Genomic DNA, 21,246 nt, shown 5'->3' on the forward strand with positions numbered 1-21,246 from the left:
GCGACTTAGAGATCTGCGCGACCCCGTTTGATGGCGGCAAGTACTTGTGCGGGGGCAGTGCCACCAGCATGCTGACGAGAATTTACCGAGCCATCGACCGTCAATAGCGCAAAGACATCATCACCCATGAGTTCTGGGCGATTATCTAATCCGCAGGCAAAGCGTAATTCAGAAAGGCTGAGGTCTGTGAGCATGCAGTTGCGGCCAACGCAAGCCTTTACCGCATGGGCTACCGCTTCATGGGCATCCCGGAAGGCCAGGCCTTTTTTCACAAGATAGTCTGCCAAATCTGTTGCAGTAGCAAAGCCCTCTTCTGCGGCAGCTTTCATGACATCCGCCTTCACTTCAATGTGGGGCACCATATCGGCGAAGATGCGCAATGTGTCTTGCACGGTATCTACCGCATCAAATAAAGGCTCTTTATCTTCTTGATTATCTTTGTTGTAGGCCAAAGGCTGGCTTTTCATTAGTGTTAATAAAGAAATCAAATCGCCATACACGCGACCTGTTTTGCCGCGTGCTAATTCAGGAACATCGGGATTCTTTTTCTGCGGCATGATGGAGCTGCCAGTGCAAAAACGATCCGGTAAGTCAATAAAGCCAAAACGTGGACTGAGCCAAAGAACAAGTTCTTCAGACAAGCGCGAGATATGCATCATCAATATTGACGCGAAAGCGCAAAACTCAATCGCGAAGTCACGATCAGATACGGCATCTAGAGAGTTATTACAGATCCCATCAAAACCTAAAATTTTGGCAACCTGCTCACGATCGATGGGATAGGTGGTTCCCGCCAAGGCTGCTGCGCCTAATGGCAAGCGGTTAAAGCGGGCGCGAAGATCTGCCAAGCGGCTAGCATCACGAGTAAACATCTCGTAATAAGCCATTAAGTGATGACCAAATGTAATTGGCTGCGCCACTTGTAAGTGAGTATGACCTGGCATGATGATGGCTGAATGTTTTTCAGCCAGATCTAACAATGCACCGCGCAATGTCTTCAGAGTTATCGCGATTTGATCGACACTGCCACGCAACCAGAGACGTAAATCTGTTGCCACTTGATCGTTACGTGAGCGACCAGTATGCAGACGTTTGCCGGCATCGCCAACCAATTCAGTAAGACGAGCTTCGATATTGAGGTGCACATCTTCTAATGCGAGTTGCCAGTTAAATTCACCAGCTTCAATCTCACCTTTGATCTGGGCCATACCTTTTTGAATATCAGCTAAATCTTGCGCGCTGATAATTTTTTGAGTAGCAAGCATTTCTGCATGGGCTAGGGAGCCTTCGATATCAACTAGGGCAAAACGTTGGTCAAAGCCAATGGAGGCTGTATAACGTTGAACGAGTTCGTCAACAGGTTCGGTAAAACGGGCCGACCAAGCTTGGGCTTTGTTGGCAAGGGAATTTTTAGATGAGCTCATAAACGCAGTATATTGGTGTAGGTCTTTGATTATTTTAAATGTTATGTCCCAAACCCCTATTTCTAGCTCTACAACCAGTCCCACTACCACCCCTAAACGCCTTGTAATCGCCTCTCGCGAGAGCCGGCTTGCCATGTGGCAGGCTGAGCACGTCCGGGATTGCCTTAAAAGGCTCTATCCAGGGTGTGATGTCCAGATTCTCGGAATGACAACTAAGGGCGACCAGATTTTGGATAAAGCCCTGTCAAAAGTTGGTGGAAAGGGTTTATTTGTGAAGGAGCTTGAGACCGCTCTGGAGGATGGCCGGGCAGATTTGGCGGTGCACTCCTTAAAGGATGTCCCCATGGTGATGCCAGAGGGCTTCGATTTGTCCTGTGTGATGGCGCGTGAAGACGCCCATGATGCCTTTGTTTCTAATGATTACGCCAGCCTGGACGATTTGCCCCCTGGCGCAGTGGTTGGTACCTCAAGCCTGCGTCGTGAATCAGTGCTTCGCTCCAAATTCCCGCATTTAGAGATTCAACCGCTTAGAGGAAATTTAGATACCCGCATGGGTAAGTTGGATCGTGGTGAGTATCAGGCGATTATTTTGGCTGCTGCAGGCCTTAAACGCCTCGGTTTAGAAAGTCGCATTCGTGCGCTCTTGCCGATCGATCCATACACCCCAGCAGCCGGTCAGGGCGCTTTAGGTATCGAAACTTTGAGCAAGCATCCAGACATTAAGCAATGGCTTGCCCCCTTAAATGATTTGCCTACCTTGTTCGCAGTCTCAGCTGAGCGCATGGTATCTCGTCAACTGGGCGGTTCTTGTGAGGTTCCCTTGGCAGCTTATGCTACTTGGGAGCAGGGGCATATGAAGATTCGATCTTTTGTTGCTAGTGTGGATGGCAAAGCAAGTTGCTTAGCTAGCGCACAAGGTTCTGTGAAGAGCTTGGAGGAGGCTGAAGCATTAGGTCTCACAGTTGCACAAGATCTGATTTCGCAAGGTGTTGAGCACTTGTTACCCAACGGTTTACCTAAGTAAAGATTAGCCAGTCAATCGAGATGAGCGCCAAGACTATTGTGATTACCCGTCCTAGTGGACAAGCACGTCAGTTATCTGAAATGCTCCAGTCTAATTTGCTCGCAATGGGTATCAATCAGCAGAATTTTCCCGCCATCATTTCTTTGCCACTGCTGACAATTGTTCCAAAGACTGACCAGTCTTTGGTTGGGCAAATCGAAGTAGCCTTAAAAGATGCGGACCTCGCTATTTTCGTTAGTCCAAACGCCATTGAGTGTGTCATGAGATTGCTTGAGCGTGCTTGGGGTGATATCTCCAACCAGTCGATTCCTATTGGAGTGGTAGGCGGTAGCAGTATGGCTGCACTTAGGCGTCATGGAGTTGGTGATGAGAGCAACCCCACCCAAATTATTCTTCCTCAAAATAATGCGAACTGGGACTCTGGGGGCTTATGGACCGAGTTAAAGAAATTGGACTGGGATTGGTCAACTAAAAAAGTGATCATTTTTAAAGGTGAGGGTGGTCGTGAGTGGTTAGCCGATACCTTAAAAAATGCTGGTGCAAATATTGCGGCGATTTCAGTTTATGCCCGCGTACCCTTAGATCTAGACAGTCCGATCTGGGGCGACATACGTAAAATCGATTTTTCTCAGTCACTTTGGCTGCTTACTTCATCAGAAGCGGTGCGTTATTTGGGGCAAGTGATTACTGATCAAACTGAACTTCCTAAGAAGACCTTGGCACTAGCTACTGCGATCTGCTCCCATCACAATATTGCAGACGCTGCCGAGCAAATCGGTTTTGGCAAAGTATTGATTTGTGAGCCAGGTGATGATGCTTTGATTGCAGCATCGCAAGCCTGGTTATCAAGCTAAAGAGTAATTGAGTAAAGCGGGTAGGAAGACTTCGCTCACCAAGAGTGGACGGCCTTTAAGGTTGTACAGAGTTCTTCTTGCCCATGCTGTCTTTGGCAGTTCAGGAAACTGCTTAAAACATTTTTTCCACAAGACACTCCGCTTATCTAAGCGTGCGATTTCCCGCATAGGTTTTTTCTTAGAGTGCATGCGTGTTTTCGCAAAAAGCACTGCCCCTAACGGTTTTTTACCTAAGCGTAAAACATCGTGATTGCTGCCGCTCGAGCTCGCTGTGGGAATAATGCTGTGTGCCATGACCAGCGGAATACCGTTTAGGCAAAGTAACACCTCACGCACACGGCAACGATTTATCTTGAAATGAAAATAGCGACCTTCGTCGCTATTTAGGTTTTGGCGGCAATCTCGCAAAACCAATACCTCTAGTTTTTGACCAATTGCACGTTCAATTTTTTGAGTTAAAGAACCCGTGTCGCCAAGCCAAGACTGCCACTTTCGTGGCGCTTGGTGAAGCTCACCGGAATCGACTCGATTCCATGCAGAACGGAGACGACGACGGTGAATCACTTTTAGCTACCGCTGAAGTTTCTACGTTGACCGCCAGATTTTGGTTTAGCAAAACGTGGACCAGCGGATGGACGAGAGTCACCAGAGCGAGCTGGACGTGAGTCAGCAGAGCGGGCAGGGCGAGAATCAGCAAAACGATTGGCACCAGCAGGGCGTGAGTCGCCAGAGCGGGATTCAAAATGATTGCCAGAACGGTTGCCACCACCGCCACCGGAGCGACCACCACCAAAGCCGCCACCACCAGAGCGACCACCGCCACCGGAACGACCACCAAAGCCGCCACCACCAGAGCGACCACCTGGACGACCGCCACCACCACCAAAGCTAGGTTTGGCTTGTGGCTCAAGACCATCAATTACAGAAGCAACGATATCTTGCTGTGTGAAGCGCTCGATGTTGCGAATCTTGGCGCGATCACGATGTTCAACCAAAGTAATTGCTACGCCATTACGACCAGCGCGTCCAGTTCTACCGATGCGGTGCGTATAGTCTTCGGGTTTCATTGGCAAGCCAAAGTTAATCACGTGACTGATACGGGGCACATCAATGCCGCGAGCGGCGACATCGGTTGCAACCAAAATCTTGGTATGACCTTTGCGAAGAGACTCAAGACGACGCATACGAACAGCTTGAGGCATTGCACCGTGCAGGGCGCTTGCTTCGTAACCGTTGGCACGCAATGTATCAGCAATTTTTTCGCTTTCAACTTGAGTGCTTGCAAACACAACTGCTTGATCCAAAGAGGCGTCAGCCAAAATGTGCTCGAGTAATTTATGTTTGTGTGACATGTTGTCAGCCCAGTGCAATTTCTGCTCAATGTTGGCATGCTTTTCGCCAGCATGAGCAAGCTCAATGCGCTTGGCGTTAGTCGTCAATTCATTAGCCAGAGACATAATCTTTGGTGCAAAAGTTGCCGAGAACATGAGAGTTTGATTGCGCCCAGCGCAACGCTTATCAATCGCCTCGAGATCATCCGCAAATCCCATGTCGAGCATGCGATCGGCTTCGTCGATAACGAGTTGTTTTACATCGTCTAAGCGAATGGCCTTGCTATCGCTCAAGTCGAGTAAACGACCTGGTGTTGCGACAACTAGCAATGCGCCCTTCAGTGCTTGGATCTGCTTGCCGTAAGGCATGCCACCCATCACAGTTGCGATTCGGATGCCTTTCATGCCGCGAACTAAGTTCACTGCATCTGCGGCAACCTGCTGAGCTAATTCACGAGTAGGGCAGAGCACCAACACTTTAGGTTGTGCGCGACCTGGTACAGGTGAGCTATTTGGGTTGTCTTCGATGAGTTGATTAATCAAAGGCAATAAAAAGGCCGCGGTTTTACCGCTACCAGTTTGGCTGCTGACTAATAAGTCACCGCCAGCGAGAGCTGCAGGAATAACCTGAGCTTGCACTGGAGTGGCCTGGGTGTAACCCAATTCAGCAACGTTTTTAAGAAGTGGTGCCGCGAGGGCAAAAGACTGGAAATCATTTCCAGCAGGATTGGTTTCTTTAGAAAAAGTCATGCTATTACACATCCCCTTTAAGGGATGTCTCCGTGTATACACTCTCTGTTTTTTATTGAGTGTGATGGTCAAAGGCATCGACCATCAGACAGGCGGCAGCGCGTTTTTTTAAACTTCGGTGTTTATGACTTCTAAACGGTACGCTGAAATATAGCTGGGGGGCGATGAATCAAATTGCTTTAAAAAGCCTCTCATTATGACATTTTAAGAAAGGAATTACAAGGGTTTTCCCGAATTAATTACTAGCAATGCAATTAACGTAGCCAGCGCAATAATCGCTCAACCCCTTTGCCGTAGGGTGGTCGGACTAATTGTGTACCTCGAAAGAAATTCAGACCAAAGAATCCTCGAGTCTCCAGGATTGATTTACGAACACTAAAGGTCTCAAACCCTGTCTTGCCATGGTATGCGCCCATACCGCTGGCACCGGTACCACCAAATGGCAAATCCTCTACTGCAGCATGTAATAGGGTGTCATTAATGGTCACCCCTCCCGAGCGAGTTTCACTCAGGATGCGCTGCATTGCCTTTTTATCTTTGCCGAACCAGTAGAGCGCAAGTGATTTTGGATTGTCGTTGATATATCGAATGGTTGAGTCGAGATCGTTAATGGCGATGATCGGCAGAATAGGTCCGAAGATTTCTTCCTGCATCAGTAGGGCATCTTCAGAAACATTGAGTAGGACGATGGGCATAAACGCTGGAGATGAGTTTTGATCAAAAGAGATGAGGGGAATTGCCTCTGCTCCTCGATCAACGGCATCCTGCACTAGCAGGTTCCAGCGACTGAGTTGTTGTTCATCGATTGGCCCAGTAAATTCTTCTGGGTTAGCAAATTGTTTTTGAGCAGCATGTTGAAGTTCTCTTACGAACTCATCGCTATTGTTTGCATGAATTAATACATAGTCGGGCGCTATACAAGTCTGCCCTGCATTAATTAATTTGCCATAAATAATGCTAGCGGCAGCATCTTTTAATTTGGCCGATGGATCAACGATGGCGGGCGACTTGCCTCCGAGCTCAAGCGTTACTGGAGTGAGATGGTCGGCTGCTGCCCGCATGACTTTTTTACCAACTTGTTCGGAGCCGGTAAAAAAGAGATGGTCAAACGGTAGTGCTGCAAAAGATTCTGCTATGTCTGTGCCGCCCGTAGTGACGCAAAATTCACTTGGATGAAAATATTCCTGAATCAGATTGGCTAGAAATCCTGAGGTACGGGAGCTTCTTTCGGAAGGCTTTAACCAAACGCGATTACCAGCCGCAAGCGCAGCGATAGCGGGAACAAGCGCAAGTTGAACGGGATAGTTCCATGGGCTCATGATGCCTATGACCCCCATCGATTGCATTTCAGTCCAAGCGTGCGAGGATCCTAAAAAACCTGGTGTCTCCACCAAATGCGGCTTCATCCAATTCTTCAGATGTTTGCGCGTGTATTTGCAGGCTTGGTACACCATTTGAAACTCAAGTAGTCTGCTCTCAATTGGATGACGAACACCAAAATCTGCTTGGAGGGCTTTACATATTTTTTCTTCATTGTCGGCAACCATCCGCTCAATACGTCCAATGCGCTCCAGGCGAACCTCAAGCGTAGGGTTGGGTTCGGCAGCATAGGCTGCTTTGATTTCATCTAACTGGAGCGTAAAGCGATTTATGGACATTGTTGGTATAGGCTGCAAGCAAACGATTGAATAAGGCGTTAGGATAAAGCCATGAGCGAAATCATCCATAAAAATCCTGCAGATCTTGAGCGCGCTACCTTAGGTGGCGGCTGTTTTTGGTGTTTGGAGGCGGTTTACCAGCAAATTTTCGGGGTGCAGGCCGTGATATCAGGTTATGCGGGTGGCGCAATGCCCAATCCAAGCTACGAAGCCGTTTGCTCAGGGCTGACGGGTCACGCTGAGATTGTGGATATTTATTTCGACCCCAAAATAGTGTCTTACCGAGATTTATTGGAGATCTTATTTGTAATCCATGATCCAACGACGTTGAACTATCAGGGAAATGATCATGGCACGCAATATCGTTCAGTCATATTTACGCATAGCGAGGCGCAAAAAATCATTGCGCAAGAGGTGGTTCAACTACTGGATGATGCTGGTGTTTATGCCAATCCAATCGTCACTCAAATTGAAGATGCACCAGTTATTTATCCGGCGGAGGAGTATCACCAAAACTATTTCCGTCAGCACCCCGGGCAGGGTTATTGCATGGCGGTAGTTGCGCCTAAATTAGCAAAATTTAGAGCAAAGTTTCAGTCTTTGATCGCTCCAGAGTATCGGTAAAAATTGCTTAATCTCTTTAGGGGGCTAAGCGAGTAATTCGCCAGGCTGAGCCTTCTAGCTGGTAATGAATGCGGTCGTGAAGGCGTGAAGGGCGACCTTGCCAGAATTCGATTTCCATTGGATGTAGGCGATATCCGCCCCAATGCTCAGGTCGCGGTGGTTGCGTGCCATATTGATCGGCAAAACGTTTTTCAGCCCGCTCTAAAAATTCGCGATTAGGAATTTCCGCGCTTTGTGGCGAGGCCCATGCGCCAATGCGCGAGGCTGTTGGACGTGAATGAAAGTATTCATCACTTTCTAGTGGGGTAACTTTTTCGACGGCGCCTTTAATGCGCACTTGGCGCTCAAGTTCATGCCAATGAAATAACAGGGCGGCATGAGGGCGAGCAGCTAAATCCTTACCTTTTTGGCTTTCATAGTTCGTAAAGAAGGTAAAGCCTGCTTGGTCGGCGCCTTTTAGTAAGACAATACGGGCTGATGGATTACCCGCTTTATCGGCAGTTGCTAGGGTCATAGAGTTCGGTTCAGGACACTCTGCCTTAATAGCTTGGTCAAACCATAGTTGAAACAGGGTGAGTGGGTTGGCTGGAACCTCGGTTTCAGAAAGTTGGCCAAAGGTATAGTTTTTGCGGAGTTGAGCTATGGAATCCATTTTTTCAGTATAAAGAGAAGCTATGGCAGAAGACAAGATAGAAGACAGTTTGCAGGATCGCCGTTTTGGCGGTGTTGCTCGCCTATATGGCCCCGAGTTGCGTGAGCGCTTTCGCAATGCTACGGTGGTAGTGGCTGGATTAGGTGGCGTTGGTTCTTGGGCGGCTGAGGCACTCGCGCGCACTGCAATTGGCCATCTTGTTTTGGTTGATTTTGATCACATCGCGGAGAGTAATACGAACCGCCAAATTCATGCGCTTGAAGGTGAGTATGGCAAGGCAAAAGTTCAGGCCATGTTCGACCGTATTAAACAAATTAATCCTGACATTGCTTTGACGGCGCATGATGAGTTTTTGGAGCCAGCGAATTTAGATCGCATCATTCCTGAAGGTGCAATTGTTCTGGATGCTACTGACTCAGTGCAGACCAAAATTGCTTTAGCAGTTTGGGCCACCAAAAATCAACGCGCATTAGTGATGTGTGGTGCGGCCGGTGGCAAGTCCGACCCTACTTCAGTGCGCTGCGACGATCTCTCTCGAACGGAGCAGGATGCTCTGTTGGCAAAGGTTCGACAAGGCTTGCGACAGGATCATGGCTTCTCGAGAAACTTAAAGAAAAAAATCGGTATCAGGGCAATTTATTCCCATGAACCAAGAGCTGGTGTGGCTACTGGCGGACTGGCTTGCTCTGGGTATGGATCAACCGTGATGGTTACTGCCGCATGTGGCTTGGCAGCTGCTGCTGAAATTCTGAATTTAATCGCTACTCAAGAATAAATTTCTTCAAATGGCTTGAAGAGAGCTGATTACGCTCTAATTCTTTAAGGGGAATCCCTGTAGGAAATTACGGATTCTGTTGTCGTCCCCTTGGTTATGAAAAATCCCTTGTCTTTTGTTTACAGGGCAGGCCCATTTTTAAGTCCCCATATTTATTGATTTAGTCACTTTGGCTATTTTTAGCCCCTAGTGCAGATCGAAAGTGATCCCTAGACTTTGCTCCGTTGGTGAGTTGCCAACGACAAATCGAAAGGAGGTCTCTCTTGCAGACTGAACACACTGGTTTAAAGCGCCATCTCAAAGTACGGCATATTCGTCTCATGGCTTTGGGATCAACGATTGGCGTTGGATTATTTCTTGGCTCGGCAAGTGCAATACAAATTGCTGGACCTTCCATCCTCTTGGGTTATCTCTTGGCTGGCATCGTGGCATTCATTGTGCTTCGAACACTTGGTGAGATGGCAGTGCATGAGCCGGTAGCAGGTTCATTCGCAGCCTATGCCAATAGCTATGTTGGGCCTCTCGCTGGTTATATGGTGGGCTGGGGTTATTGGACCTACTGGATTGTGGTCGGCATTGCGGAGGTTACGGCTGTTGGTATTTATATGGGGATCTGGTTTCCCGAAACGCCGCAGTGGATTTGGGCACTGTCTTCAATTCTGATGATGGGTTTGATTAACCTGATTGCCGTCAAAGTATTTGGTGAGTTTGAATTTTGGTTTGCCTTAATTAAGGTAGTTGCCATTGTTGCCATGATTGCACTTGGTGGATCGGTCATTTTCTTTGGCTTTACAAATGACTGGAGCCCAATTGGATTTGGCAATCTTTGGCAACACGGTGGCTTCTTCCCAAATGGTATTAGCGGCATGCTGCTCTCCTTGCAGATGGTCTTGTTTGCTTATGTTGGGATTGAGATGATTGGTTTATCTGCTGGCGAGGCAGAGAACCCACGTAAAACCATTCCGATGGCAATTGATTCCTTGGCATGGCGCATCTTAATTTTTTACATGGGTGCAATCCTAGTGATCCTGGCAATATTCCCTTGGAATGAAGTCGGTCAGCAAGGCAGTCCATTCGTTGTCATGTTTGAGCGCATCGGCTTACGAGAGGCTGCAGGCATCATTAATTTTGTGGTGATTACTGCTGCTTTGTCGTCGTGCAATGCCGGTATCTTCAGCGGCGGACGGCTGTTGTACGCCTTGTCAGTTAATGGCTACGCTCCTTCACCATTCGCGAAACTCTCAAAATATGGCGTTCCGCATCGAGCAGTCATGGCGACCGTGGCAGTCTGCATGACTGGTGTGGTGCTTAACTATTTTGTGCCTGATAAAGCCTTTCAGTACATTATGGCCGCAGTGACTTTTGTTGGTCTCATGGTGTGGATTGCTATTTTGTTCACCCAAATTCAATTTCGTCGTTCACTTACCAAAACCCAGGTTGCGAAGTTAGCTTATCGCGCACCTTGGTGGCCTTATTCCTCGTGGTTTGCATTGGCATTCATTGCCCTGGTTGTGGTGCTAATGGGATTTCATGAGGATGCACGGATAGCCTTAGTTCTGGGGCCGTGTTTATTAGGTGTGTATCTCGCCATGTTTTATCTCGTTGGCTTGCATCGCAAAACAAAACTCAATCGTGAATTCAAATAAGGAGACTTAAATGATTGTTGGCGTACCTCAAGAAGTAAAAAATAATGAATTTCGTGTTGGCTTAACTCCAGGTAATGTGCGGGGGCTGTGTAAGCAGGGTCACTCGGTGCTAATACAGCGTGGCGCAGGTGAGCAAATTGGTTTGAGCGATGAGTCTTATCGCTTGGCGGGTGCCACTTTGATCAATAGTGCCGCCGAAGTCTTTGCTAAGGCGGAGATGATTGTGAAAGTCAAAGAGCCGCAGTCCCAAGAATGCGCGATGTTGCGAGAGGATCAAATTCTATTCACCTATTTGCATTTGGCGCCCGATCCAACACAGACTAAAGCTTTACTCGCATCGGGGGCAAGCTGTATTGCCTATGAAACAGTGACCTCATGTAATGGTGGCTTGCCATTATTAGCTCCAATGAGTGAGGTGGCGGGCCGGATGTCTATTCAGGCGGCTGCAACCCATCTGGAAAAAACACATGGCGGTCTTGGAATTTTGATGGCGGGTGTGCCTGGGGTTGCTCCTGCAAAGGTAGTGATTTTGGGTGCGGGAGTGGTAGGCCGTAACGCACTACAAATGGCTGTCGGTATGGGTGCTGACGTATGTATTTTTGATCGGGATATCGACCGTTTAAGACAGATTGATATCTTGTGCGGAAACCGCGTTCGAACCTTTTATGCGGATCCTTTATTGGTTGAGATGGAGGTCTGTGAAGCGGATGTTGTGATTGGTGCTGTTCTGCTCCCAGGGGCTGCAGCGCCCAAGCTTGTATCGCGAGAGATGGTGCGCAAGATGAAGGCTGGGGCAATTGTGGTGGATGTAGCAATTGATCAAGGGGGTTGTTTTGAGACGTCTAAGCCAACGACGCATGCTGATCCAACTTTTATTGTTGATGGCGTGCTTCACTATTGCGTAGCAAATATGCCGGGCGCAGTTGCTCGTACTTCCACGTTTGCATTAACTAATGCCACCTATCCCTTTGTCGAGGCATTAGCAAATCGAGGTGTCATGATGGCTTTAACTCATGACCACCATTTGCGTAATGGCCTTAGCGTTTATCGAGGTAATTTAACTTCAGAGCCGGTAGCCACAGCCCAGAATCTGGACTTTGTGCCTACTGATGAGTTGCTTGCGGCTTAAGGTCGTGTAGATGACGCTAGCATCTTCCGGGGTGCTAGCATTTGTATTAAACCTAGTCTTGTCATATTTATCCGCTATGATTTCGGCATTGCAAAACAACACATCATGCTGAATTTATGGATCTTTCCGCATTAGCGCTTTCTACAGGCGTTGTCGCTTTGGCCGAAATGGGTGACAAGACCCAGCTTCTTTCCTTAATGCTCGCAGCACGCTATCCCAAGCAGGCTTTGGCGATTATTTGCGGCATCTTCATTGCGACAATTGCTAATCATGCGTGTGCGGCGTTTCTAGGCCACTGGCTTACTTCGTTTGTTAGTCCAGATATGCTCAAGTGGATCTTGGGTTTAAGTTTCCTGGGGATCGGTTTATGGCTTTTGGTTCCTGATCATATTGACGATGCTGCCGGATCTAAAGTCGCGGATCGCGCGTTTCAGGTTTTTATCTTGACCGTAGGGCTATTTTTCTTGGCAGAGATGGGTGATAAGACTCAAATAGCAACCATTGCCTTAGGTGCAAAGTATCCCGATGTATTTTCGGTGACTATGGGCACCACTTTGGGGATGATGGTGGCTAACGCTCCGGCGGTATGGATTGGGCAGAAATTCACTAAGCGTATGCCGATTAAATGGGTGCATGCTATTGCGGCCGTTACCTTTATCGCAATTGGTGCGGCTACGCTCATTTGGGGTTGAGCTAAAGTCCCTCTTGGGGCTTAAAATTGCCCCATGAAAACAGATCTTCCGCAGAGCTTTCATAGGCTCGAATACCGTCCTCCAAATTACACTTTTGGGCAAGTTGAGCTAGACATTGCTCTAGACCCCGCTAGAACGATTGTGAAGAGTCGTTTAGAGGTTTTGCCCGGGCAAGGCTATGAGGCGGGTGCGCCATTGGTATTGCAGGGGCATGAGCTTGAGTTTGTGAGCTTGCGTATTAATGGAGAGGCTCATCGCCAGTTTGAACTCACTCCTGAAACATTAACCATCCATGCTTTACCAAATGATGGTAAGCAGTCTTTCATCGTTGAAATTATTTGCATATGCGTTCCGGAGAAAAATACCTCTCTCATGGGTTTGTATGTTTCTAATGGCAACTTTTTTACCCAGTGTGAGGCGGAAGGTTTCAGAAAAATTACTTACTTCTTGGATAGGCCTGACGTTATGGCGCGCTATCGTGTGACTTTGCGCGCACGCGAGACGGAATATCCAGTTTTATTGTCTAACGGTAATTTAGTTGGTACAGAGAAGTTACCTAATGGCTGGCATAGTGCAATCTGGGAAGATCCATTTCCGAAACCATCCTATTTGTTTGCTCTAGTTGCCGGAAAGCTTGAGTGTGTCGAAGAAATTATTTACACGAGTAGTGGTGCTAAAAAATTACTCCAAATTTGGGTGGAGCCCCATGATCTTCAGAAGACTCGACATGCCATGGACTCTCTTATTGCGTCAATTCATTGGGATGAGAAGCGCTTTGGTCTTGAATTGGATTTAGAGCGGTTCATGATCGTCGCGGTAGGCGATTTCAATATGGGTGCGATGGAGAACAAGGGCCTGAACATCTTTAATACTAAATATGTATTGGCTCAACCCGAGACAGCGACAGATGCTGATTTTGCCAATATTGAGAGCGTGGTTGCGCATGAGTATTTCCATAACTGGACAGGCAATCGAGTCACTTGTCGCGATTGGTTTCAGCTTTCCCTCAAAGAGGGTTTAACGGTCTTTCGCGATCAAGAGTTTTCAGCAGATCAAATGGGAAGTGAATCGGGTAGAGCGGTAAAACGAATTGAGGATGTGCGTCTACTGCGTCAATTGCAATTTCCTGAGGATGCGGGCCCAATGTCCCATCCAATTCGTCCAGACGAGTATCAGGAGATTAATAATTTCTATACGGTCACAGTCTACGAGAAGGGTGCCGAAGTGGTGCGTATGTACCAAACCCTATTGGGTGTTGAGGGCTTCCGCAAGGGGATGGATCTCTACTTCAAGCGCCATGATGGTCAAGCAGTGACTTGTGATGATTTTCTATCTGCTATGGCGGATGCTAACGGCCGAGATCTTTCCCAATTCAAGCATTGGTACAGTCAAGCTGGCACTCCCAGAGTGAGCGTGAAAGAGTCTTATGATGCTGCAAAAAAAGAGTATCAGATTACCTTGGCGCAGAGCTTGGCAAAGCCTGAAAGCAAACCGTTCCATATTCCTTTGAAGATGCGATTGCTAACGCCTGCGGATGATCAGGCGGAGTTTTTGCTTGAGCTTACTCAGGATCAGCAAAGTTGGACATTTAATAATATTCAGCATCGACCAGTTTTATCTATCAATCGAAATTTCTCGGCACCCATTCATTTAAGTTTTGAGCAAAGCGAAGCGGATTTATTAATCATGCTTTCAAGTGATGATGATGCATTTAATCGCTGGGAGGCTGGGCAAAAGTTGGCTATGCAAATGATCCTGGAGGGTCGTGTGCCTGATACGGCATTGATTGAGGCTTATCGCAATCTTTTGACCAATCCAGAGCTTGATCCCGCCTTCAAGGAGTTGGCTTTAACTTTGCCGGCTGAAGCCTATCTTTATGAGCAGTGCGTTAGTGTGGATCCCCAAAAAATCTACTCTGCCCGTCGAGCCTTCCGTCATGCGATCGCCAGTGAGCTGCGTATTGAGTGGGCGGCGCTCTATCAACAAATGCAGTCAGCAGAACCATTTAGTCCGGATGCAGCCAGTGCCGGAAAGCGTGGTTTGAAAAACTTAGCGCTGAGTATGCTGCTTGATGCAGATCCGTTGATCTGGGCCCCAATGGCGGTTAATCAATATCAAAATGCGGACAACATGACTGATCGCTACGCTGCTTTAGCGGGTTTAGTGATTCATGGTTCAAAATTAGCATCAGCTTGTCTGGAGGATTTTTATCAGCGCTTTGCTGATGACGCTTTGGTCATTGATAAGTGGTTTGCACTGCAGTCTAGTCGCCCACCTGTGCCAGGTGCCGAACCCACATTGCAGGAAGTGAAGCGTCTGCGAGAACATGACGCCTTTAGGCTGAATAATCCCAACCGGGTCCGAAGTGTTATTCATGCATTTTGTATGAATAACCCAGCAAGTTTTCACCAAGCGGATGGAAGTGGCTATGAATTTTGGGCGGAATCTGTTCTTACCTTGGATTCGATTAACCCTCAGGTAGCCTCCCGCCTGGCCAGAGGCTTGGATCGCTGGCGTCACTTCGCCCAACCTTACCGGGATCTTATGTTGGTAGCTCTAAAGCAGGTCGTGGCCTGCCAAACCCTCTCTGCCGATGTCAAAGAGGTCGTTTCTAAGGCTTTGGCGAATGAATCTCAGTAGAACAAGGCAAAATAGCGCTAAGACAGAAATAAACCCATTACGGAGAAGCTCCTTTTGACTGCTGCAAATCAATTTAATCTGAATTTCAAGCAATACCTTCAAACCTCGAGAGTGAAGGGTGTTGCGATCCCTGCTGGCCTGCAAGAGCTATTGCTTGCAGTCGCGGATACTTGCTCAACTTTGAGTCATGAGGTGGCGCAGGGTGCCTTGATTGGTTTATTGGGTTCTGCTGGATCTGGCAATGTTCAGGGTGAAGTTCAGCAAAAACTGGACATCATCGCCAATGACTTGTTAATTGAGGGCGTGCAAGGGTGTAAATCTCTAGCCGGACTGGCTTCCGAGGAAATGGAGTTGCCAGTGGAAGTTCATGGAACCGGTGATTATTTACTCTTGTTTGATCCATTAGATGGCTCATCAAATATTGATGTGAATGTCTCTATCGGAACTATTTTCTCAATTCTCAAAAAACAAGATCCTTCTACACCTTTGCAGACATCCGATTTTTTATTGTCAGGCCGTCATCAAGTAGCTGCTGGTTATGTGGTGTACGGTCCTCAGACCACCATGGCTTTAACGCTGGGTGATGGCGTAGTGATGTTCACTTTAAACAAGGTCACTGGTGATTTTGTATTAATTAAGGATTCTGTAGAAATTGCACACTCCACCAAAGAATTTGCGATCAATATGTCCAATATGCGCCATTGGGCTGAGCCTGTGCGTCGTTATGTTGAGGAATGTTTAGCGGGTGCGAGCGGCGAGCGTGATAAAGACTTCAATATGCGTTGGATTGCCTCAATGGTGGCCGATGTTCATCGCGTACTCTCTCGGGGCGGTATTTTTATGTACCCATGGGATCAGCGTGAGCCTCATAAGCCAGGAAAGTTGCGATTAATGTATGAGGCAAACCCCATGAGCTTCTTGGTGGAACAGGCGGGTGGCGCCTCCACAAATGGCGAGCATCTGATCATGGATCTAGTGCCAACCGATTTACATGAGCGCGTTTCTGTCATGCTGGGCTCTAAAGAGGAGATTGAGCGTTTGCAGCATTACCATTCACAAGCTTAATGTTTCGTGATATTCGTGAATAAAAAAAAGCCCAATCCGTTGATTGGGCTTTTTGTTTTGGACGGATTCTCTTAAGGATGAACTTTTTCCTTAAGATATGCCAGCGATTCCTCTACTTGATCGATTAATATCAAGCAAATATCACCCTCTGCTAAATCGTTTAGGGCAGTATCAATTGCCAAGAATTCACCGGTAATCTCTTTGACTTGCTTCGCTTTCTTGGTACCTACTAAACCTTCCTGCAAAAGTTTGAGCACCTCGCCATCTGCGCGACCGCGTTGACATTGATCTTGATAGAGAATGACGTTGTCAAAGCTATTACCTAAGATACGAGTGAGATCACGAATATCCTCGTCACGGCGATCGCCGGCGCCACTAATAACAACATGACTTCTCTTGGGCTTCATCGCTTCAATTGCACTTGCTAGGGCACGCATTGCATCAGGATTGTGTCCATAGTCGGCAATAACCGTGGCGCCTTTGTGTTGGAACTGATTGAAGCGTCCAGGGACGGCGTTTGCAGAGCTTTCAAAGGTCAGAAGTCCGCGGGCAATCGCGTCGGTATCTAAGCCTAAGGCCCATGCAGCGCCAATAGAGGCCATTGCATTTTCTATTTGGAATCCTAAAACTCCATTCTGGGTAAATGGAATCTCACTTACCGGAAAGCGCAGGAGTATGCGCGATCCCTTGGATGCCACGATGTGAGTGCCATCAAAGTAAATTACTTTCTTATTCTTAGCGCGATGTGCTGCGATGACAGGATGGTGTTGATTTTGGGCAAAGAAAATCACGCGACCAGTGCAAACATCACCCATTTTGACAACAATTGGATCGGCTGCATTTAAGACAGCTGCGCCAGTTGGAGCAACGTTTTGAACGATCACTCTTTTAAGGATGGCCAGATCTTCAACGCTGGTAATGTAATTGAGGCCTAGATGATCGCCTTCGCCAATATTGGTCACCACTGCAACTTCGCAGCGGTCAAAACCAAGGCCTTCACGGAGCAAGCCTCCACGAGCAGTTTCCAGTACGGCGGCATCAACATCGGGGTGCATAAGGACGTTACGTGCGCTCTTAGGACCGCTGCAGTCTCCAGAATCTATTAGGCGATGATTGATATAGACGCCATCAGTGGTGGTCATGCCGACACGTAAGCCAGTCTGGTTGAGTAGGTGGGAGATTAAACGAACAGTCGTGGTTTTACCATTCGTACCGGTAACCGCTACTACCGGAATGCGACCATCCTCACCTAGTGGGTACATCATATTGATGATGTCTTCACCAACTGGGCGACTCTTGCCGTACGAGGGTTTTAGATGCATACGCAAGCCAGGCGCGGCATTGACTTCAACAATGCCGCCACCTTGTGCTTCTAAGGGCTTATAGATTGCTTCACACAGAATGTCTACACCGGCAATATCAAGACCGATCATTTGCGCTGCTGCAATTGCGCTAGCAGCTACATCTGGATGAACATCATCCGTGACATCGGTCGCAGTTCCGCCGGTGCTGAGATTAGCGTTATGACGTAATAAAACACGTTCACCAGTTTTAGGGACATATTGCGGAGTGAGATTGTTACTAGCGAGATGAGCAAGCGCAATGTCATCAAAGCGGATCTTCGTTAATGCTGTAGCGTGGCCATCGCCTCGCAATGGATTTTTATTTTCCAGCTCAACTAGCTCTGCAATCGTATGCTTACCATCCCCGACAACCTGAGCAGGTTCGCGGCGGGCAGCAGCTGAAAGACGATTGCCAACAACGAGGAGGCGATAATCCGCGCCAGGAAGATAGCGCTCAACGATAGTTTCTCGGCCGAAACCTTGGGTGACCTCAAAGCCTGCTCGTACTTCCGCTTCGGTTTGAATATTGGCAACAACACCCTTGCCCTGATTTCCATCTTTAGGTTTAAGAACTACGGGGCCACCAATTTTTTGGGCAGCGCGCCAAGCATCATCTGCGGTAGTGACAACTTCCCCGATTGGAACGGACACACCTGCAGCTGCGAGTAAATTTTTAGTGAGTTCTTTGTCTTGCGCAATAGCTTCTGCAATTGCGCTAGTAGCGCTTGTCTCAGCTGCTTGTATGCGTTTTTGTTTACTACCCCAGCCAAATTGCACCATGCTGCCTTCGGTCATTCGGCGATACGGAATATTTCTTTGTAACGCCGCATCAACGATAGAGCCTGTGCTTGGCCCGAGGCGAACATCTTCGTAGAGAGCTTCTAATTCAGCGAGGGCGGCCGCGAGATCAAATGGAACATCGCTTAAGGTTGATTGAATTAGTGCAAACGCAAAATCGAATGCCATGCGCCCAACAACCTCTTCGGTATATTCCACTACAACCTGGTAAACACCGGCATCAATTGTTGGAACGGTACGGCTAAAAGTTACTGGGCAGCCTGCCTGAGACTGTAAGCCCAGGGCTGCATGCTCTAAAGCGTGGGCTAGAGAGAGAACTTCATTATGTCCACCGCGACGCATACTACCAAGTTGAGGAAAGCGTTCACGAATCTTAATTTCAAACTGTGGGATTGAATCAATGGAGCGTTCAGTTTCTTCACAAGAAACAATTGCTTCCAGAGCCGTATGACGACTCCATAAATTTGGTCCGCGCAACATGCGGATGCGAGTAATTTCCAATTAAGCTCCTGCTGCAGTAGCGGTATCAGAAACAAATGTCTCAACACCGGCTTCAATTACGTTAAACGGAATATCCAAAGCCCAGGCAGCTCCAATTGCAGCTGAGAGGCTTAAATGTGGAGCCCACTCCAAAGAGGTGCGCTTCACTGATGCGGGAATTGGAATTACCATTTTTTCTAATTTACCCTGTTTGAGGGTGATCACGCCCGGACTGGCAATGATGGTGCGCCCATTTTTCTCTTGATGCTCAGTAATAACTGAAGACGATGGATTTTCCGAAAAATACATCACTTCACCTTTACTAAGCTCAGCCATCTTCACAATCATTGGATCATCTGCATTTAGTACACAGACACCGTTGGGCAAGACTACATCGACTTGGGTGCGCACTACGTTGAAAAGCTGATCTTCGTCGCTGATAAAGTGCTCAGGAAATAATTGGAGTGGATCGACATTTAAAACAATGCCAACTTGGCATTGATCATAGGCCAGGCCTTCAAGCAAGAGTGAAGCATTGTCGTTTTCAATGACGGCAAGTTCAATCGCTCTATTTTGTAGAGTGCGTCGCGCATTTTCCCAATTGGAAGGGGATGTACGCTTAATATTCCGGTTGCCAAAATAGAGGCCATTGCTAGTGGATAGTCCAACATGCACATTCGTGAGTCTGGCGAAATGGGCAACCATTTCAGCGACGATGGTTCTGCCGGAATTACCGCTGATTCCAATAATAGGAATCCGGAAATCAAAGTCAGGCGGAAATAAGTGGTTTGCTATCTCCTCACCAACTGGCTGGGGTTTGCCGCTTGCAGGTTTGAGATGCATTAATAATCCAGGACCGGCATTCACTTCAACGATCGCCGCATTTTGGGATTCGAGTGGCTTGCTGATGTCTTGTGCAACCAAGTCAACGCCAGCAATTTCTAGGCCAACTACCCGAGCAGCTAAAGCAACTTGACTTGCTACTTCAGGGTGAACTAAGTCTGTGACGTCAAACGCAACGTTGCCGTTACTCTGAATCAATACTTTTTGATCTAAGGGTGGAATGCTTGAGCCTGTGAGTTTTTGGCGCGCGAGCTCTAATTCAACAGCAGAATCAATGCGCACTGGATTGAGTGGAAACTCTTCTGTTGTGCCGCGGCGCGGATCCGAATTAATCTGAATCTGAATCAACTCTAAGACGGTATGTTTGCCATCACCAGTAATCCAAACGGTTTCGCCTTTTGCGGCCGCAACTACCTTATTACCCACCACTAGAAGTCGATGCTCATCACCAATGATGTGACGCTCAACCAATACTTCACTACCCTCATTAATCGCTACTGCATATGCTGCTTCAATCTCTTGTTGGGTATATAGATTAATAAATACCCCCCGTCCATGATTGCCGTCGATAGGTTTAACGACTACGGGTAGACCAATTTCTTGAGCTGCTTCCCAGGCATCATCTGGACTGGTAACAGTTCTGCCTTCGGGGGTGGGAACGCCGGCGCTAGCAAGTAAGCTTTTAGTGAGATCTTTATCGCGAGAGATGGTTTCAGCAATTGCGCTGGTTTGATCTGTTTCTGCTGTCCAGATGCGGCGTTGTTTGGAGCCGTAGCCTAATTGCACTAAGTTACCGCTTGAAAGTCTGATATGGGGAATTTCTCGGGCAGTGGCAGCATTCACAATACATGCTGTACTAGGTCCCAGGCACAAATCATCGCTCAGCTCCCTGAGCTCTTCAATGATCTGGTCTCTTTGAGCAATAGCATCGCCATTGTCTTGAATTAAGGTGAGCAGAAGGTCGCGCGCAAATGTGAATGCCTGTAATGTGACGGCCTCTTCAGTGGCGCTAACGATCACTTTGTAAACACCGCGACGTCCGCCATCACGAGCCCTGCCAAACCCACCTGCGATCCCGGCTAAATTTTGGAGTTCAATGGTGAGATGCTCGAGAATGTGTCCTGGCCAAGTGCCTTCTTCAACACGCTTGAGGAATCCTCCGGGCTCTCCGTAGCTACAGCGGTGCTCATGAAGACTGGGAAGGCATTTGCAGAGGCGATCGTAAAACCCAGGAATTAGGTCAGAAGGGTAGTCTTCCAAATCTCCAATATCGATCAACACTTCAAGAGCTGGGTTGTAGCTCCACATATTCGGGCCACGAAGATGTCTGTGACTAAGGATCTTGATGGTTTTATCTAGTAATTGGGGCATATGTGGAAAAGGAGGAGGAAAGGCGCCGCTGCAGGAGGTGAGGGCGGGGTCGTATCGAACAGTCTCTCTGGTTCTAGTAGTTATTGAAAATCCACAAAAGTAGCAAAAATACCTAAAAAAGCTTACTCCAATAATTTAACGGCTTTC

Annotated in this window: 16 protein-coding genes; 9 read left to right on the forward strand and 7 right to left on the reverse strand. The window is 47.8% G+C overall.

The genetic code is table 11. From position 1 onward, the window contains the following. Nucleotides 1-5 precede the first annotated feature (5 nt). Nucleotides 6-1,424 carry an argininosuccinate lyase gene (gene argH / locus AOB49_RS07635; protein WP_062309591.1) on the reverse strand — a complete coding sequence of 473 codons (1,419 nt, stop codon included), beginning with the start codon at nt 1,422-1,424 and terminating at the stop codon, nt 6-8. A 43-nt stretch (nt 1,425-1,467) separates the two neighbouring features. Here argH and hemC point away from each other — a divergent pair, with 43 nt between their 5' ends. After that, nucleotides 1,468-2,448 carry a hydroxymethylbilane synthase gene (gene hemC, locus AOB49_RS07640; protein WP_062309593.1) on the forward strand — a complete coding sequence of 327 codons (981 nt, stop codon included), beginning with the start codon at nt 1,468-1,470 and terminating at the stop codon, nt 2,446-2,448. Nucleotides 2,449-2,468: 20 nt separating this feature from the next. After that, nucleotides 2,469-3,302, forward strand: coding sequence for a uroporphyrinogen-III synthase (locus tag AOB49_RS07645; protein ID WP_062309595.1), 834 nt, complete (start codon nt 2,469-2,471; stop codon nt 3,300-3,302). On the opposite strand, the gene AOB49_RS07650 is transcribed toward AOB49_RS07645, so the two are convergent. From AOB49_RS07650 to AOB49_RS07660, 3 genes are all read right to left on the reverse strand, one after another. Next, the gene (locus AOB49_RS07650; RefSeq protein ID WP_062309597.1) at nt 3,294-3,866 is read right to left on the reverse strand and encodes a chorismate--pyruvate lyase family protein; all 573 of its coding nucleotides are present in this window, start codon (nt 3,864-3,866) and stop codon (nt 3,294-3,296) included. The two genes, AOB49_RS07645 and AOB49_RS07650, sit on opposite strands and share 9 nt — an antisense overlap. A gap of 2 nt (nt 3,867-3,868) precedes the next feature. After that, a complete protein-coding gene (locus tag AOB49_RS07655; RefSeq protein ID WP_062309599.1) occupies nt 3,869-5,383 on the reverse strand; it encodes a DEAD/DEAH box helicase in 1,515 nt (504 codons plus the stop codon). Nucleotides 5,384-5,637: 254 nt separating this feature from the next. Beyond that, complete coding sequence (locus AOB49_RS07660; protein ID WP_245640645.1) at nt 5,638-7,110, reverse strand: coniferyl aldehyde dehydrogenase; 1,473 nt, start codon at nt 7,108-7,110, stop codon at nt 5,638-5,640. On the opposite strand from AOB49_RS07660, the gene msrA reads away from it, so the two are divergent. Next, on the forward strand, nt 7,093-7,665 hold the full coding sequence (gene msrA / locus AOB49_RS07665) for a peptide-methionine (S)-S-oxide reductase MsrA (RefSeq protein ID WP_062309601.1): 573 nt from the start codon (nt 7,093-7,095) through the stop codon (nt 7,663-7,665). The genes AOB49_RS07660 and msrA overlap by 18 nt on opposite strands. Before the next feature lie 16 nt (nt 7,666-7,681). Here msrA and pdxH read toward each other — a convergent pair whose 3' ends face one another. Further along, complete coding sequence (gene pdxH / locus AOB49_RS07670) at nt 7,682-8,317, reverse strand: pyridoxamine 5'-phosphate oxidase (RefSeq protein WP_062309603.1); 636 nt, start codon at nt 8,315-8,317, stop codon at nt 7,682-7,684. A gap of 22 nt (nt 8,318-8,339) precedes the next feature. Between pdxH and AOB49_RS07675 the strand changes: the two genes are divergently transcribed. The 6 genes from AOB49_RS07675 (at nt 8,340) to AOB49_RS07700 (ending at nt 16,264) form a co-directional block, all read left to right on the forward strand. After that, nucleotides 8,340-9,092 (forward strand): tRNA threonylcarbamoyladenosine dehydratase, encoded by a 753-nt coding sequence (locus AOB49_RS07675; RefSeq protein ID WP_062309605.1) that lies wholly within the window; start codon nt 8,340-8,342, stop codon nt 9,090-9,092. Between the two features lie 263 nt (nt 9,093-9,355). Beyond that, nucleotides 9,356-10,738: an amino acid permease gene (locus AOB49_RS07680; RefSeq protein WP_082784104.1), complete on the forward strand. Its 1,383-nt coding sequence runs from the start codon at nt 9,356-9,358 to the stop codon at nt 10,736-10,738. A 10-nt stretch (nt 10,739-10,748) separates the two neighbouring features. Next, a complete protein-coding gene (ald, locus tag AOB49_RS07685) occupies nt 10,749-11,867 on the forward strand; it encodes an alanine dehydrogenase (RefSeq protein ID WP_062309607.1) in 1,119 nt (372 codons plus the stop codon). Nucleotides 11,868-11,983: 116 nt separating this feature from the next. Beyond that, nucleotides 11,984-12,559: a TMEM165/GDT1 family protein gene (locus AOB49_RS07690; RefSeq protein WP_062309609.1), complete on the forward strand. Its 576-nt coding sequence runs from the start codon at nt 11,984-11,986 to the stop codon at nt 12,557-12,559. Nucleotides 12,560-12,592: 33 nt separating this feature from the next. Then, the gene (gene pepN, locus AOB49_RS07695) at nt 12,593-15,199 is read left to right on the forward strand and encodes an aminopeptidase N (protein WP_062309611.1); all 2,607 of its coding nucleotides are present in this window, start codon (nt 12,593-12,595) and stop codon (nt 15,197-15,199) included. 54 nt (nt 15,200-15,253) lie between these two features. Continuing rightward, nucleotides 15,254-16,264: a class 1 fructose-bisphosphatase gene (locus AOB49_RS07700; protein WP_062309613.1), complete on the forward strand. Its 1,011-nt coding sequence runs from the start codon at nt 15,254-15,256 to the stop codon at nt 16,262-16,264. A 71-nt stretch (nt 16,265-16,335) separates the two neighbouring features. Here the strand turns inward: AOB49_RS07700 and cphA are convergent, their stop codons facing one another. Further along, on the reverse strand, nt 16,336-18,906 hold the full coding sequence (gene cphA, locus AOB49_RS07705) for a cyanophycin synthetase (RefSeq protein ID WP_062309614.1): 2,571 nt from the start codon (nt 18,904-18,906) through the stop codon (nt 16,336-16,338). Next, the gene (locus tag AOB49_RS07710; protein WP_062309616.1) at nt 18,907-21,099 is read right to left on the reverse strand and encodes a cyanophycin synthetase; all 2,193 of its coding nucleotides are present in this window, start codon (nt 21,097-21,099) and stop codon (nt 18,907-18,909) included. Between the last annotated feature and the right edge of the window lie 147 nt (nt 21,100-21,246).

This window comes from Polynucleobacter sinensis (assembly GCF_001595985.1).
In the GTDB taxonomy this organism is placed as follows: Bacteria; Pseudomonadota; Gammaproteobacteria; order Burkholderiales; family Burkholderiaceae; genus Polynucleobacter; species Polynucleobacter sinensis.